This window comes from Amycolatopsis nivea (assembly GCF_004522235.1).
Taxonomy (GTDB): domain Bacteria; phylum Actinomycetota; class Actinomycetes; order Mycobacteriales; family Pseudonocardiaceae; genus Amycolatopsis; species Amycolatopsis nivea.
In genome coordinates, this window is record NZ_SDLT01000037.1 from 36534 (window position 1) to 50948 (window position 14415).

Sequence of the window (14415 nt, forward strand, 5' to 3'; positions counted from 1 at the left end):
AACTCCTAGATCCGCAATCCTGCGTCCCAGCCCAGCCCAGCCCAGCCCAGCCCAGCCCAGCCCAGCCCAGCCCAGCCCAGCCCAGCCCAGCCCAGCCCAGCCCAGCCCAGTCGCGGCCGTGGCCCCCAGTCTCGGACCGGCAAGCCTGCCCGTCCGGAATCCCAACGAAAGGAAAGCACCATGTCCCACCGAGCCATCCCGTCCTCGTCCCCGCGCACCCGGCACCGCAGGCCGAAGACGCCGCAGCACAAGATCGTCCGGCATCTGCATCCGGTCCGGCACCGGGAAGTCCGCCCCGAACACGATCCGGTCCGGGTCCGAGAACGGTTGGCGCTGCACCGCCACCTCGCCGTCGTCCGCCCCGAAAACCCCGGCAGCCGAAGAGGTGCGGCGTGAGCATCGCTGTCGAGGACCAGACCGCGGCAACCGACTCCGAACGCCTCGCCCGCGCGTATCTGCTCGGCGTCGCGGAACCACCGGCACCGCATCTGCTGGAGTTCGTCGGCGAACAAGGCCCGGTCGCGGCCGCCGAGCGCGTCCGGGCCGGGGACTGTCCCGAGAAGGTTCTCCGCGAAACGGCCGCGCGGCGGGAATCCACGATCGCGGAACAAGATCTCGAGGCAGCCGCCAAAGCCGGTGCCCGGCTCGTGGTTCCCGAAGACCACGAATGGCCCGCGTGGCCACTGCTGTCGCTAGCGGTAGCAACCGGAAACGGTGTGAAGCACGTGGCGGCACCGCTCGGGCTCTGGGTGCGCGGCGACGCGAGCCTGGCGGAAGTCGCGGACCGCGCGGTGGCGGTCGTCGGCGCTCGGATGGCCACGGACTACGGCCTGCACAACGCCGTCGAGATCGGCCACGCCTTGGCAACCCGCCAAGTACCGGTTTTCTCCGGTGCTGCCCTGGGCATCGACGCCGCCGCCCACCGAGGCGCGCTCAGCGGCGGCGGGATCACGGTCGCGCTCCTCGGTTGCGCTGTCGACTACTCCTATCCGGTTGGGAACAGCGGCTTGTTGGACCGCATCGTCGCCGAGGGCGGTGCGATCGTCAGCGAGTACGCGCCGAAGACCCCGCCCGCGCGCCATCGATTTCTGGTGCGGAATCGCCTTATCGCAGGTCTTACCGACGGCACAGTCGTTGTAGAGGCCGGAATCCGCAGTGGTGCGCGCAACACCGCCACTATCGCGGGTGCGCTGGGCAAGGTCGTGATGGCGTTGCCGGGATCAGTGCATTCTGGCAGTTCAGCCGGTTGCCACGCACTGATCCGGGACTGCAAAGCCACGTTGGTCACTTCGGTTGACGAGGTGCTCGAAACCGTGGGCAGGTTCGGCACCGCTGCTCCCGCGGCCGAGTCGAGTCGGCGGCCCACGGACAATCTCGGTCCGGAGGCATCACGGGTCTACGACGCGCTGCTTCCGCGGGCTGGCCGGGCTCCGGAAGAGGTAGCGGAAAGCGCTGGAGTGCCTGTTTCCCGAGTTCGCGCCTTGTTGCCCGCACTGGAAGTCGACGGTTTCGCGGTGCGCGGCGAGACCGGCTGGCGGCAGATAGTCCGAACGGCCAACCGATGATGGGCGTGGCGATGCTTGACCAATGGCGATGGTTCGCGCAGCGTAATCGTCATGCCGTCAGCGAGTGCACGCAAGGACGCGGTCCCGCGTCCCGGTGGACACCGGAAACGCCCGCCACGACCCGATCTTCGTGCACTTCGCGCCGAATTGCCGGAGTCCGCCGAATCGGTGGTGGCCGGTTACGAACGGCATCTGTCGCTGGAGCGTGGGCTGTCGCCGCACACCGTGCGCGCGTACGTCGGCGATGTCGTTTCGCTGCTGGCGTTCCTGACCGTGGGGGAGGGCGACCGTCCCGCGCGGCGCTTTGAGGACTTGGACGTCACGCAGCTGCGCGCGTGGCTCGCGGGGCAGTGCTCGGACGGCGCCGGGCGCACCACCCTCGCGCGCCGCGCCGCGGCGGCGCGCACCTTCACGGCTTGGGCGCACCGCACTGGTTTGCTGAAGTCGGACCCGGGCGGCCGGCTGGCCGCGCCGCGCACGCACCGGACCTTGCCCGGGGTACTCCGCGCCGAGCAGGCCGACGCGCTCATGGACGCCTCCGCGAAAGGGGCAGCCGAACGGGATCCGGTCGCTCTGCGTGACCGCGCGTTGGTCGAAATGCTGTACGCAACCGGCATTCGGGTGTCGGAGTTGTGCGGACTGGACGTCGGCAGCGTGGACTTTTCCCGCCGCGTGGTTTCGGTGGTGGGCAAGGGAGACAAGGAGCGGACGGTTCCGTTCGGCGTCCCGGCGGCCGAGGCGCTGACCGCGTGGCTGGAGGACGGACGGCCTGCGCTGGCTGGGGAAACGCCGCCGGCGGCGCTTTTCCTGGGCGTTCGCGGCAAGCGTCTCGACCCGCGCGCGGCGCGCCGGGTGGTGCACGAGGCGGTGGCCGCGGTGCCGGGCGCAACGGACATGGGGCCGCACGGGCTAAGGCATTCCGCCGCGACGCATCTGCTCGAAGGAGGTGCCGATCTCAGGAGCGTTCAGGAACTGCTTGGTCACGCTACGCTGGCCACGACCCAGCTCTACACTCATGTGACCGTCGATCGGCTGAAGGCGATCCATGACCGAGCACACCCGCGGGCCTGACGCGGCCGGCGGAGGCTCGGCCGGGGACGGCAGGGCCGAACCGTCGGCGCACGCGCATCCGCACGAGCACGGAGACAACACTGAGCAGCACGCCGAGAACGACCGTGCAATGACTTCCACATCGCAGGTCACGGAAGCCGGGGCGGCACGCCCCGGCGTGCAGGACGCCGTCAACGGGGACGGTCGTCCTGGTCAGGACGTCGACGCGGGGATTCAGGCGCTGTGGCAGCAGTTCGCCGACAAACCGGACCAGACGTCGCGCGACCGGCTGGTGCTGCACTACGCACCGCTGGTGAAGTACGTCGCGGGCCGGGTCGGCACCGGTCTGCCTACGCACGTAGACGTCGGCGACCTTGTGCAGTCAGGCATTTTCGGTCTGGTCGACGCGATCGAGAAGTTCGACCCGGAACGCGGCCTGCGCTTCGAGACGTACGCGATGCAACGCATCCGCGGCGCCATCCTGGACGACCTGCGCTCCCAGGACTGGGTCCCGCGCGCCGTGCGCAGCAAGGCGAAGGAAACGGCCCGCGCCCTGGAACGCCTCGGCGCCCGCCTGCACCGAACCCCGACCGACGCCGAACTCGCCGGCGAAATGGGCATCAGCCTCGACGACCTGCGCGACTTCTACGGCCAGCTCCGCCTCACCAGCGTGGTCGCGCTCGAAGACCTTGTCACCGCGGGCAAAGACGCCGGTTCGCTGGTCGACACCCTCCCCGACGACGGCGCGGTCGACCCGGTGGCCGTCCTCGTGGACCAGGACAACCGCCGCCAGCTCGCCGAAGCCATCGCGCAGCTGACCGACCGGGACAAGATCGTCGTCAGCCTCTACTACTTCGAAAGCCTGACCTTGGCGGAAATCGGGAAGGTCCTGGGAGTCACGGAATCGCGCGTGAGCCAGCTGCACACCCGCGCGGTGATGCGACTGCGCGCCAAGCTGATGGAGCAGCCCAGCGGCTGACCCCTGGATCCGCAACCGGCGCATCGATTGTCTTGTTCGCAAGGCTTGTCCGGTGCTCAGGCGGGGTCGGTGCGGACCACGGGCCGACGCGGCGGTGGTTGCGGACCACTGTCGACGCGGCGGCGGACCACGGTCGATGTGTCGGTGGTTTGACCCTAGTGACCTCCTTCGGATCGATCGGCCGCTAGCGACGGCTGCTTTGGTGTCACGGGCCTTCCGCCCACGGCTTGAGGCGTACTCGGCTGGGAGTGCCGACCAAGGCGAGCGGGTCGATGTATTCCATGCCGCGGCGGGCTCCCCAGTGCAGGCAGGTGGCGGTCGGGCAACCGGGGTGGCCGGGGATGGCGGTTCCCAACGGCTGGCCGCGGTAGATCTGGTCTCCGGCGGCGACTGTCGGGGTGATCGGGAGGTAGGTCGTGTGGAGGCCGCCGTCGTGGTCGACGGCGACTACTCCTTGTCCCGCGACCTGACCGGCGAAGACCACCACTCCCATGTCCGCAGCCAGCACTTGTTGTCCGGCGGCGGCTTCCAGGTCTACGCCTCGGTGACCGGGGCCGAACAGGGTCGCGGGCGGTTCGAAGTTGCGGGTGACGTGCGGGCGGGGCGTCAGGGGCCAGGCCAGCCGTCCGGGTTCTTCCGGAACGGGCTGGAGGGGCGCGGCGTCGGCTCGGGAGTGGAGCAGGGCTGCTGAGCCCGCGGACAAGGTCAAGACCGTCGCGAGGATCAGCCACGTTCGGGTGACTTTGCGGCTGCGCGGGGCGAACGTCGGGAGTTCGCCGCCTGCTCCGGCCAGTCGCAGGGGTGGGTGACCCCAGCTGAAATCGCAGGGCAGCGAGATTCGGACGCTCGGCAAGAGGGGCACGGGTCTTGGGCGTGCAGGGCGAAGGAGCCTGCGGGAGGCGAAGAGGGCGTAGCGGCTGACGGTGCTCGCGGCGGACCTCGCGCGGGTCCACGTGCGGCGGAGTGCGGTGCGGATTCTGGGCGGTCTGGCGGGTGGTCGGCGATGGCGGCCGCCGCGCGGGAGCGGACCCGTTGAGGTAGGGGGCGGGATGGCGTCGTCCGGGCTCAGGAGGGCGGCACCTGCCGATGGGTGCTGAGTGAGCAGGGCAGCGGTTGCCAGGACCACCGGATGAGGCGAATCCGGCACCGTCGCTGCCGAGGCCGACACCGCTGGCTCCGACCCCAACCCGGCCGATTCCGATCCCTCTGATCCCGGCCCCGCCGACTCGGCCGCCACCGCAGTCGATGACGGCGACGACGGCAGTGACACTGACGACGCTGGCGGTGGTGTCGCAGGCGGCCGATAGAGCGGCGACGGATTCGGAGAGGGGCCGGATCGGCTGCTCGCTTCTCTGTCCGGGCGAGGCACAGGGGAGGGCACTGAACTGGCCGAGCTCGGCATCGAGGGCGCACGCGACGGGGAAGCCGTGCGGGAGTTGGCGGGACAAGCAGGAGCGTGGGCCACAGAATTCGGTGCCGAGGGCTCACGCACACGGGAAGCCGTGCGTGATTCAGCGGAGACAGCGGCGGGATTGGGCAGAGAACTCGACGTCGAGGGTGCAGGAACCGAGGGCGCAAGAACCGGGGAATCCTCAGGAGAATCGGCAGTGCGGGAAGCAACGGCGGCAACGGGAAAAGATCGCGTAGTGGTCATGTCCCCATCCTCGGGCGCCGGCCGACCGGAACCCGCTGTTCAGCGGGGGTTGTCCACAGGTGGGCGCGGTTGTGGACAACTCCGGGCCGGGCGAAGGCTGCCCGCAGGGGCGGGCCTGGTGGCAGGGGGTAGAATCAATTCCGCAGTCCACTCGCTGGGCTGACTTCGCGTGCACGTGCGCGCGTCCCCGGACGGGCCGCTTCTGGCGGGAACCCGGACGGAGGGGCGCACGGTGTCCGGCGGTCCCTGGGGTTTCGCACAGCCGAACCCACGGGTCCGGGCATCGGCTGCGGCACCAGGGCCCACGACCTCCCGGTCGGGGGCGACTAACCGGAACAGCGCCTCCGCGGGCGGAACGAACACCGGCAGCGGGAGCGCGCGACTACAGAAAAGGTGTGATTCCGGCAATGGCCGTCGTCACCATGAAGCAGCTGCTCGACAGCGGCGTGCACTTCGGGCACCAGACCCGTCGGTGGAACCCGAAGATGAAGCGCTACATCTTCACCGAGCGCAACGGCATCTACATCATCGACCTGCAGCAGACGCTGACGTACATCGACCGTGCGTTCGAGTTCATCAAGGAAACCGTCGCGCACGGCGGCACCATCATGTTCGTCGGCACGAAGAAGCAGGCTCAGGAAGCGATCGCCAACGAGGCCGCGCGCGTGGGCATGCCCTACGTGAACCAGCGCTGGCTCGGCGGCATGCTGACCAACTTCCAGACCGTCCACAAGCGCCTTCTCCGCCTGAAGGAGCTCGAGGCCCAGGAGCAGACCGGCGGTTTCACCGGCCTGACCAAGCGCGAGATCCTCACGCTGACCCGCGAGAAGGACAAGCTCGAGAAGACCCTGGGCGGCATCCGGGACATGGCCAAGGTGCCGTCCGCGGTGTGGATCGTCGACACCAAGAAGGAGCACATCGCCGTCGGCGAGGCTCGCAAGCTCAACATCCCGGTCGTCGCGATCCTGGACACCAACTGCGACCCGGACGAGGTCGACTACCCGATTCCGGGCAACGACGACGCGATCCGTTCCGCCGCGCTGCTGACGAAGGTCGTCGCCGAGGCCGCCGCGGCCGGGCTGATGGCCCGTTCCGGCCGCAACGGCGCCTCGGCCGACGCGAAGCCGGAGACCGGTGCTTCGGACGAGCCGCTGGCCGAGTGGGAGAAGGAGCTCCTCGCGGGCTCGGAGACCGCCGCCGCCGACGCGACCGAGGCCGCTGCCGCCACCGAGACGGCTGCCGCGACCGAAACCGCGGAAGCGACCGGCGAGCAGGCTCCGGCCAACTCCTGATCCACCCCGTCTGGGCGGTCCGCGCAGGGCCGCCCGGACGGCGCTCACCGCACACGTACCTGAAACGGACGGATTCAACACGATGGCGAACTACACCGCCGCTGACGTGAAGCGCCTGCGCGAGATGACCGGCGCGGGCATGATGGACTGCAAGAAGGCCCTCGAGGAGAACGACGGCGACTTCGAGAAGGCTGTCGAGTTCCTGCGCATCAAGGGCGCCAAGGACGTCGGCAAGCGCGCCGAGCGCGCCACCGCCGAGGGCCTGGTCGCCGGCGACGGCGGCGTCATGATCGAACTCGACTCCGAGACCGACTTCGTCGCCAAGAACGACGACTTCCAGCAGCTCGCGGCGAAGATCGTCGAGACCGCGAAGGCGCTGAAGTCCAGCGACGTCGAGGCTCTGAAGGCCGCCGACCTGGACGGCAAGCCGGTCAACGAGGTCGTGCAGGAGCTGTCGGCCCGCATCGGCGAGAAGCTCGAGCTGCGCCGCGTGGTGTCGTTCGAGGGCAAGACCGCGACCTACCTGCACCGCCGCGGCTCCGACCTCCCGCCCGCCGTCGGCGTGCTGGTCGAGTTCACCGGTGACGACGTGGACGCCGCCCGCGGCGCCGCGATGCAGGTCGCCGCGCTGCGCGCGAAGTACCTGACCCGCGAGGAGGTGCCGGCCGAGATCATCGAGAACGAGCGCCGCATCGCCGAGCAGACCGCCCGCGAGGAAGGCAAGCCCGAGCAGGCGCTGCCGAAGATCATCGAGGGCAAGGTCAACGCGTACTACAAGGACAACGTGCTGCTCGAGCAGCCGTCGGTCAAGGACAACAAGAAGACCGTCAAGGCCCTGCTCGACGAGGCGGGCGTGACCCTGACCCGGTTCGCCCGGTTCGAGGTCGGCCAGGCCTGAGCGAGGCACTGGGACTAGGTTCTGGCACTGTGCCCCGTCTCCGCGCATCGGGGACGGGGCACAGTCGGGTCTACCGAGGGGCAGGAGGCGACAGACATGGGTGAGGACCGGGTCGAGGGCGGGTACCGCCGGGTGCTGCTGAAACTGGGCGGCGAGATGTTCGGCGGCGGCGCGGTGGGCGTCGACCCCGACGTCGTGCACTCCGTCGCCCAGCAGATCGCCGACGTCGCGCGCACCGGGGTGCAGATCGCGGTGGTGATCGGCGGCGGCAACTATTTCCGCGGCGCGGAGCTGTCGCAGCGCGGCATGGACCGCGACCGCGCCGACTACATGGCGATGCTCGGCACCGTGATGAACTGCCTCGCGCTGCAGGACTTCCTCGAAAAGGAAGGCCTCCCGACCCGCGTGCAGACCGCGATCACGATGGGACAGGTCGCCGAGCCCTACATCCCGCGCCGCGCGGAACGGCACCTCGAGAAGGGCCGCGTCGTCATCTTCGGCGCCGGCGTCGGCATGCCGTACTTCTCCACCGACACCGCCGCCGCGCAGCGCGCGCTCGAACTCGGCTGCGAAGCCGTGCTGATGGCCAAGGCCGTGGACGGCGTCTACACCGCGGATCCGAAGACCGACCCCGACGCGAAGATGTTCACCGACATCACTCACCGCGAGGTGCTCGAGCGCGGTCTCAAGGTCGCCGACGCCACCGCGTTCAGCCTCTGCATGGACAACAAGATGCCGATCATCGTGTTCAACCTGCTCACCGAGGGCAACATCGCCCGCGCGGTGGGCGGTGAGAGGATCGGCACGCTGGTCTCGACCCCCGCCGACGAGGCGTCCGCCTAGACCTGCTGGGATCAAGCTCAGGTCCGACAACACAACACCGGGAGTAGCCGTGATCGACGAGACCCTCCTCGACGCCGAGGAGAAGATGGAAAAAGCGGTGTCCGTCGCGAAGGAAGACCTCACGTCGGTGCGCACCGGGCGGGCCCACCCGTCGATGTTCTCCCGCATCGTCGTCGAGTACTACGGTGCGCCGACCCCGCTGAACCAGCTGGCCAGCGTCAACGTGCCGGAGGCCCGGATGGCGTTGATCAAGCCTTACGACCAGACGCAGCTGAACGCCATCGAGAAGGCGATCCGCGAGTCCGACCTCGGCGTCAACCCGAGCAACGACGGCAACGTCATCCGCATCGTCATCCCGCAGCTCACCGAGGAGCGGCGCAAGGAGATGGTGAAGGTCGCGAAGGGCAAGGGCGAGGACGCCCGCGTCTCGATCCGCAGCGTCCGCCGCAAAGCCAAGGAAGAACTCGACCGCATCGCCAAGGACGGCGAAGCGGGCGAGGACGAGGTCGCGCGCGCCGAGAAGGAACTGCAGAACCTCACCGACACCTACGTGCACCAGGTCGACGAGCTGGTGAAACACAAGGAAGCCGAGCTGCTCGAGGTCTGATGAGCCAGGTGAGCGAGGAACGCGACGAGCGGGTGAGCGACACCCCGCCACTGGGCCCGGCCGCCGAGCCGGACCCGGTTTCGCGGCTGGAACCGGCTTCGGAAACCCCTGCTGGGCAGCGGAAATCGGATTCCGCGACGAATGCGCGCGCGGAATCCGGTGCTGCGGCGGGGAATCTCGGGGAATCCGGGGGCGAGTCGGCGAAGGGTGCGAAGGGCGTTCCCGCGGGCGGACTGGCGAAGGGTGCGAAGGCTGCGCCTAAGGGCGGGTTGGCCGAAGGCGCGAAAGCTGCGTCCAAGGGCGGATCAGCGAAAGGTGCGGCCGAAGGCGAGTCCGTCGTGCCCGGGGGCAAACCGGAGCGAGGCGCGAAGACCGGCCCGGTGAACGGCGGGAAAGCCGAACCGGCTGCGGCTGACGGCAAACCCGGCGACGAAGCGAAAGCCGAACCGGAGAAGAAGGCCTCCCGGGCCGGGCGCAACCTTCCCGCGGCGATCGGCGTCGGGCTGTTGCTCGGGGCCGCGATCATCGTTTCCCTGCTCACCGTCCGGTTCATTTTCATCGGGGTGATCGCCGCCGCGATCGCGGTCGGCACGTTCGAGTTCTCCGGCGTGCTGCGCCGGGTCGCGGACACCAAGGTCGCGCTGATCCCGGTGCTCGTCGGCGGGCAGGCGATGATCTGGCTGGCCTGGCCGTTCGGCCGGGAAGGCGCGCTCACCGCGTTCGTGCTCACCGTGCTCGCGTGCCTGCTGTGGCGGTTGCCCGGCGGCGCGAAGGGCTATGTGCGCGACGTCAGCGCTTCCGTTTTCGCCGCCGCGTACCTGCCGTTGTTCGGCGCGTTCGCGGCCATGCTCGTGCCGCCGCACGACGGGGTCGGGCGCGTGCTCACGTTCCTGATCGGCGTCGTCGCTTCCGACACCGGCGGCTACATCGCCGGCGTGCTCGGCGGCAAGCACCCGATGGCGCCCACGATCAGCCCGAAGAAGTCCTGGGAGGGCTTCGCCGGTTCGATGATCGCGGGCATCGTCGCGGGCGTGCTCACGATCAGCCTGATGCTGGACGGCCACGCGTGGCAGGGCGTCATCTTCGGCGCGGCCATCGTGCTCACCGCGACGCTCGGCGACCTCGTCGAATCGCTCATCAAACGCGACCTCGGCATCAAAGACATGGGCACGCTGCTGCCCGGCCACGGCGGCATCATGGACCGCCTCGACTCGCTGCTGCCCTCGGCCGTCGTGTCGTGGCTGCTGCTGTCGGCCTTCGTCCCGGCCTGAGCCCCCGCCTGAATCCTCAGTCGTCGTACGGGTCGTCGACCTCGGCGCGGCCCACGTCTTCCAGCACCCGCGAGTGGTCGATCACCGCGAACACCGCGCCGTCCGGATCGGCGAGGATCGCGGTGCGGCCGAACGGGGTGTCGTACGGCTCGATCACCACCGAACCGCCCAGCATCAGCGCCTCGCCCGCCGCCGCGTCCGCGCCGCGCGCGGGGTCGACCTCGAAGTACACGAGCCAGTGCGGGGGAGTGTCCCGGCGATACTCGGGACCCATCACGTAGCGGTACAGCACCGCCGTGTGCTCAATGGAATATTCCGCATAGTCGACGCTTTCGCCGTCGCCGACCTGACGGCTCGAGTAGTTGAACAGCTTGGTGTAGAAGTGGTCCGCGGCCACGCCGTCGTGCGTGTTGAGGTCCGCGCCGCTGAACGTGTTGGGCACGCCGCCCGCGAACTGCCAGTCCGGCGGGGCTTCCCAGAACACCACCGGCGCGCCGCACGCGTCGATCGCGTGCACGATGCTGCCGCGCTCGGGGATCGCGATCGGCCCGAGCGTCACCTGCCCGCCGAGGTGCTCGACCCATTCGGCGGCGCTCGCCGTGTGCGGCACCGCGAGCTGCATCGTCCAGCCGGGTGCGCTGCGGGCGCCGGCTTCGTACAGGCCGCCGGCGGGAACCCCGTCGCACAGGGCGATGGAGTACCGGCCGGTCGGCGACGCGGGATCGCGCCGGGTTTCGTATTCCCAGCCGAAAAGCCGGGAGTAGAAGTCCTGGGTCCGGGCTTCGTCGCGGCACGCCACCTCGACCCAGCAGGGCAGGCCTGCCGGGAGCGTGCGGGCGAGTTGCCAGTCGGTCGACATCGCGTTCTCCTCCCCGAGAGGGTGAAGTCTATTCGGCGGAGCGGCGTTCTACGCTCTGAGCGGGAAAGCTGCCGCGCCCGTCGGAGCCCCTGGAGGCGGAGAGGAGTGCCGTGCGCTGGTTGTTCCGCGGCCCGGCGGCGTCGAAGGAAGTCGTTCCCAGCCCGAACATCTGGTACTACCAGGACGTTTACGACGTCGAGAACCGGGCGCAGGACGCGGACGGCGAGATCTGGCGCGTACTGCGCGAGGAGCACGACTGGACCGGCCTCGACGTGCTCGATCTCGGCTGCGGTGACGGATACCACTTGCCGCTTTTCGCCGCGGACGCGCGTTCGGTGCTCGGAATCGAACCGCACCCGCCGCTCGCGCGGGACGCGGAGCGACGGGTGCGGGATCTGGAGAACGTGCGGGTCCGGGTGGGACGAGCGCAGCGGCTGCCGGTGGACGACGCCAGTGTGGACATCGTGCACGCGCGTACCGCGTATTTCTTCGGCCCTGGATGCGAACCCGGTTTGCGCGAAGCGGAACGGGTGCTGCGGCCAGGAGGATCGATCATGATCGTCGACCTCGACGTGACCAGCGAGCCCTACGGCGGGTGGATGCGGACGGACTTGCCGCACTACGACCCGCCTGCGGTGGAACGGTTTTTCGCCGCGCACGGCTTCAACTGCCGGCGCGTACGCACGCGTTGGCGCTTCGCGGACTTCGCCGCGGCGGAATCAGTGTTGAAGATCGAGTTCAGCGGGAAAGTCGCGCAGCGGGCGATCGCTGACACGCGCCGCCTGAACCCGGGGTCGGGCGAGGTGACGCTGCCGGTGGGTTATCGCGTGCACTGCCGCGTCAAACCCACCGGCCTCGTCCTGCCCGGTCACTCGGCTGCCTCTCCGGACTCGGCCGAGTCTTCCGATTCCTCGACCTCGCCGAGGATCGAGTAGATCGACCGGCGTGCCTCGTTGAGCACGTCCACCGCGCGGGCCTGCTGGTTCTCGCTGCCCGCGCGCATCACCTGCACGACCGCGGCGGCGAGCGTGGCACCCGCCTTGCGCAGGTCGTGCTCGACCGGTTCGACGTCGTCGGTGAAGTGCTCCCACGGCGGCGTGCCGGTCTGCTGTTCGGCGGTGGTGCGGCCCTCGTCGGTGAGCTCGAAGAGCTTCTTGCCGCTCTCGTCGCGGCTCACGACCAGGCCCTCGTCGGCCAGCATCTGCAGGGTCGGGTAGATCGAGCCGGGGCTGGGCTTCCAGAGCCCGCCGCTGCGCTCGCCGATCTCGCGGATGATCTCGTACCCGTGCCGCGGCTGTTCCGCGAGCAGGGTGAGGATCGCCGCCCGCACGTCGCCGCGCCGGCCGCGCCGGGAGCCGCGGCGTCCGCCCGGACCGTGGCCGCGTCGCCCGCGACCGCCCGGCCCGAAGCCGAACTCGCCGAATTCCCGGCCCCAGGGGCCGAACGAGGACCGGCCGTGCTGTTCGTGTTCTCCGTGTTCGTGATGTCCGCCGGGGAACGCGCGTCCGCCGGGGAAGGGGTGTCGTCGTCGGTTCATGGTCTTAAGTTCCTTTCTCGAACTGTTGCGACACGTTCACGATATATCGGAAACGGTCGGTTCGCAACCATGCCGACAACCCGGGGACCTGGCCGACCGGGGAGGACGGCGGTCGGCGATACTCGAAGTACTAGCGAAAACACCCGAACGACCTGGGAGACCCGACCTCCGATGCTGGACCGTGCGGTCATCGACGCCCTGTTCCCCGCGGATCTGCCCGAGCCTGAGCACTGGGAACAGCGCTATCCGGCCCGGCAGCTGCCCGACGGCGCGAAGGTGACCCGGTTCGGCCCGTCGCCGACCGGCTTCGTGCACATCGGCGGCATCTACGTCGCGACGATCGACCAGGACGTCGCGCGCCGTTCCGAAGGCCGCTACCTGGTGCGCGTCGAGGACACCGACCAGTCGCGCGAGGTCGAGGGGGCGCTGGAGCAGTTCGAACGCGGCTTCGCGTACTTCGGGCTGCAGGCGGACGAGGACGCGGTGCGCGGCGGCGAGTACGGGCCGTACCGGCAGTCCGAGCGCGAGCAGATCTACCTCACCTACGTACGGCACCTTCTGCGCGAAGGCCGCGCGTACATCGACTTCGCGACGAAGGACGAGCTGGCGTCGATCACCGCGCGGCAGCAGGCCACGAAGCTCCCGACGGGCTACTACGGCTCGTGGGCGATCTGGCGCGACGCCGACCCGGCCGACGTGCAGGCGAAGCTCGACGCGGGCGAGCCGTGGGTAGTCCGCTTTCGCGCGCCCGACGACACCGGGCAGCGCGTGCGCTTCACCGACGCGATCCGCGGCACCATCGAGGCTGAGGCCAACCGCAACGACGTGGTGATCCTCAAGAGCTCCGACCAGAGCCCTCGGCTGCCGACCTACCACTTCGCGCACGCCGTCGACGACCACCTGATGCGGGTGAACCTCGTGATCCGCGGCGACGAGTGGATCTCCTCGGTGCCCACGCACCAGCAGCTCTTCGAAGCGCTCGGCTTCGAGCCGATCCAGTACGCGCACATCGCGCCGCTGATGAAGCAGGAGGGCGGCAGCAAGCGGAAGCTGTCCAAGCGCAAGGACCCGGAAGCCTCCGTCGACTTCTATCTCGAAGCCGGCTACCCGGTCCCGGCGGTGCTGTACTACCTGCGCGGCCTGGCGAACGGACGGCTCGCCGAGATGCCGCTCGCCGAAGCGCTCGACGCGCCGATCAACCTCGACGAGTGCGGCGTCGCCGGCCCGCTCGTGGACCTGGTGAAGCTGGACGACCTCGCCGCCGACTACGTCGCGACGCTGTCCGGCGAGGAGATCCTCGCGTCGGTGCTGGAGTGGGCTGAGCGGTTCGACCCGGAGCTCAAGGCGGTCCTGGAGTCCTCCCGCGAGCTGGCGCTGCGTGCGCTGGCGGTGGAGCGCGAGGGCGTCGAGAACCCGCGCAAGGACCTGAAGAAGTGGAGCGAGTTCCGCGCCGTCTACGGGTTCTTCTTCCCGCAGCTGCACCAGGCGGCGACCGGTCCGGACGACGAGCGGATCGCGGCGCTGGGCGTTCCGGCGGACGTCGTGCGCGCGGTGGCGTCGGACTTCGTGTCCGCGTACCAGCAGCTCGACGACGGCCAGGAGTGGTTCCAGCAGATCCGCGAGGTCGCGGCGAAGCACGGGTTCGCCAAGAACGCCAAGGAATACAAGAAGGACCCGGACGCGTACCCGGGTTCGATCCGCGAGGCCTCGCAGATCATCCGGATCGCGATCACCGGGTCGACCCGCAGCCCGGACCTGCACTCGATCACGCAGGCGCTGGGCGCGGAGGAAACGTTGCGCCGCTTCGACAATCTGGTCGGCTGACCCCCTCGTGAGTGCCTAGGCCGGTTCTAACCGGCC

Annotated in this window: 14 protein-coding genes; 11 read left to right on the forward strand and 3 right to left on the reverse strand. The window is 69.5% G+C overall.

What is annotated here, in order from left to right:
* The first annotated feature begins 180 nt into the window (after positions 1-180).
* The 4 genes from EIZ44_RS44935 to EIZ44_RS33795 all read left to right on the forward strand — a co-directional run bounded on the left by EIZ44_RS44935 (position 181) and on the right by EIZ44_RS33795 (position 3594).
* Positions 181-396, forward strand: coding sequence for a hypothetical protein (locus tag EIZ44_RS44935; RefSeq protein WP_037810308.1), 216 nt, complete (start codon positions 181-183; stop codon positions 394-396).
* Positions 393-1565, forward strand: a complete 1173-nt coding sequence (gene dprA / locus EIZ44_RS33785; RefSeq protein ID WP_051728739.1) for a DNA-processing protein DprA — start codon at positions 393-395, stop codon at positions 1563-1565. The genes EIZ44_RS44935 and dprA overlap by 4 nt, the downstream gene beginning before the upstream one ends.
* A gap of 51 nt (positions 1566-1616) precedes the next feature.
* Positions 1617-2636, forward strand: a complete 1020-nt coding sequence (locus EIZ44_RS33790) for a tyrosine recombinase XerC (protein ID WP_240691487.1) — start codon at positions 1617-1619, stop codon at positions 2634-2636.
* A gap of 109 nt (positions 2637-2745) precedes the next feature.
* Positions 2746-3594 (forward strand): FliA/WhiG family RNA polymerase sigma factor, encoded by an 849-nt coding sequence (locus EIZ44_RS33795; RefSeq protein WP_037810464.1) that lies wholly within the window; start codon positions 2746-2748, stop codon positions 3592-3594.
* A gap of 205 nt (positions 3595-3799) precedes the next feature.
* Here EIZ44_RS33795 and EIZ44_RS45770 read toward each other — a convergent pair whose 3' ends face one another.
* A complete protein-coding gene (locus tag EIZ44_RS45770) occupies positions 3800-4276 on the reverse strand; it encodes a murein hydrolase activator EnvC family protein (protein ID WP_240690880.1) in 477 nt (158 codons plus the stop codon).
* Between the two features lie 1379 nt (positions 4277-5655).
* Here EIZ44_RS45770 and rpsB point away from each other — a divergent pair.
* The 5 genes from rpsB (at position 5656) to EIZ44_RS33825 (ending at position 10159) form a co-directional block, all read left to right on the forward strand.
* Entirely contained in the window at positions 5656-6540 is an 885-nt protein-coding gene (rpsB, locus tag EIZ44_RS33805) for a 30S ribosomal protein S2 (protein WP_043827764.1), read from the forward strand.
* Between the two features lie 82 nt (positions 6541-6622).
* Positions 6623-7438 carry a translation elongation factor Ts gene (gene tsf / locus EIZ44_RS33810; RefSeq protein WP_037810315.1) on the forward strand — a complete coding sequence of 272 codons (816 nt, stop codon included), beginning with the start codon at positions 6623-6625 and terminating at the stop codon, positions 7436-7438.
* Positions 7439-7534: 96 nt separating this feature from the next.
* Positions 7535-8281 (forward strand): UMP kinase, encoded by a 747-nt coding sequence (pyrH, locus tag EIZ44_RS33815; RefSeq protein WP_037810316.1) that lies wholly within the window; start codon positions 7535-7537, stop codon positions 8279-8281.
* A 49-nt stretch (positions 8282-8330) separates the two neighbouring features.
* Entirely contained in the window at positions 8331-8888 is a 558-nt protein-coding gene (gene frr / locus EIZ44_RS33820) for a ribosome recycling factor (RefSeq protein ID WP_037810317.1), read from the forward strand.
* A gap of 380 nt (positions 8889-9268) precedes the next feature.
* Positions 9269-10159: a phosphatidate cytidylyltransferase gene (locus EIZ44_RS33825; RefSeq protein WP_240691490.1), complete on the forward strand. Its 891-nt coding sequence runs from the start codon at positions 9269-9271 to the stop codon at positions 10157-10159.
* A gap of 16 nt (positions 10160-10175) precedes the next feature.
* Here the strand turns inward: EIZ44_RS33825 and EIZ44_RS33830 are convergent, their stop codons facing one another.
* Entirely contained in the window at positions 10176-11018 is an 843-nt protein-coding gene (locus EIZ44_RS33830) for a VOC family protein (protein WP_037810319.1), read from the reverse strand.
* A 110-nt stretch (positions 11019-11128) separates the two neighbouring features.
* On the opposite strand from EIZ44_RS33830, the gene EIZ44_RS33835 reads away from it, so the two are divergent.
* Positions 11129-11953: a class I SAM-dependent methyltransferase gene (locus tag EIZ44_RS33835; protein ID WP_167754358.1), complete on the forward strand. Its 825-nt coding sequence runs from the start codon at positions 11129-11131 to the stop codon at positions 11951-11953.
* On the opposite strand, the gene EIZ44_RS33840 is transcribed toward EIZ44_RS33835, so the two are convergent.
* Positions 11887-12555, reverse strand: a complete 669-nt coding sequence (locus tag EIZ44_RS33840; protein ID WP_205673390.1) for a PadR family transcriptional regulator — start codon at positions 12553-12555, stop codon at positions 11887-11889. The two genes, EIZ44_RS33835 and EIZ44_RS33840, sit on opposite strands and share 67 nt — an antisense overlap.
* Before the next feature lie 171 nt (positions 12556-12726).
* On the opposite strand from EIZ44_RS33840, the gene EIZ44_RS33845 reads away from it, so the two are divergent.
* Positions 12727-14379 (forward strand): glutamate--tRNA ligase, encoded by a 1653-nt coding sequence (locus EIZ44_RS33845; RefSeq protein ID WP_043827762.1) that lies wholly within the window; start codon positions 12727-12729, stop codon positions 14377-14379.
* The last annotated feature ends 36 nt before the right edge of the window (positions 14380-14415 follow it).

Bases quoted from the DNA above. Each gene is read 5' to 3' on its own strand.
- EIZ44_RS33790 (WP_240691487.1), top strand. From the start codon at position 1,617: ATGCCGTCAGCGAGTGCACGCAAGGACGCGGTCCCGCGTCCCGGTGGA.
- EIZ44_RS33840 (WP_205673390.1), bottom strand. From the start codon at position 12,555: ATGAACCGACGACGACACCCCTTCCCCGGCGGACGCGCGTTCCCCGGC.
- tsf (WP_037810315.1), top strand. From the start codon at position 6,623: ATGGCGAACTACACCGCCGCTGACGTGAAGCGCCTGCGCGAGATGACC.
- rpsB (WP_043827764.1), top strand. From the start codon at position 5,656: ATGGCCGTCGTCACCATGAAGCAGCTGCTCGACAGCGGCGTGCACTTC.
- EIZ44_RS44935 (WP_037810308.1), top strand. From the start codon at position 181: ATGTCCCACCGAGCCATCCCGTCCTCGTCCCCGCGCACCCGGCACCGC.
- EIZ44_RS33830 (WP_037810319.1), bottom strand. From the start codon at position 11,018: ATGTCGACCGACTGGCAACTCGCCCGCACGCTCCCGGCAGGCCTGCCC.
- pyrH (WP_037810316.1), top strand. From the start codon at position 7,535: ATGGGTGAGGACCGGGTCGAGGGCGGGTACCGCCGGGTGCTGCTGAAA.
- EIZ44_RS33845 (WP_043827762.1), top strand. From the start codon at position 12,727: ATGCTGGACCGTGCGGTCATCGACGCCCTGTTCCCCGCGGATCTGCCC.
- EIZ44_RS33795 (WP_037810464.1), top strand. From the start codon at position 2,746: ATGACTTCCACATCGCAGGTCACGGAAGCCGGGGCGGCACGCCCCGGC.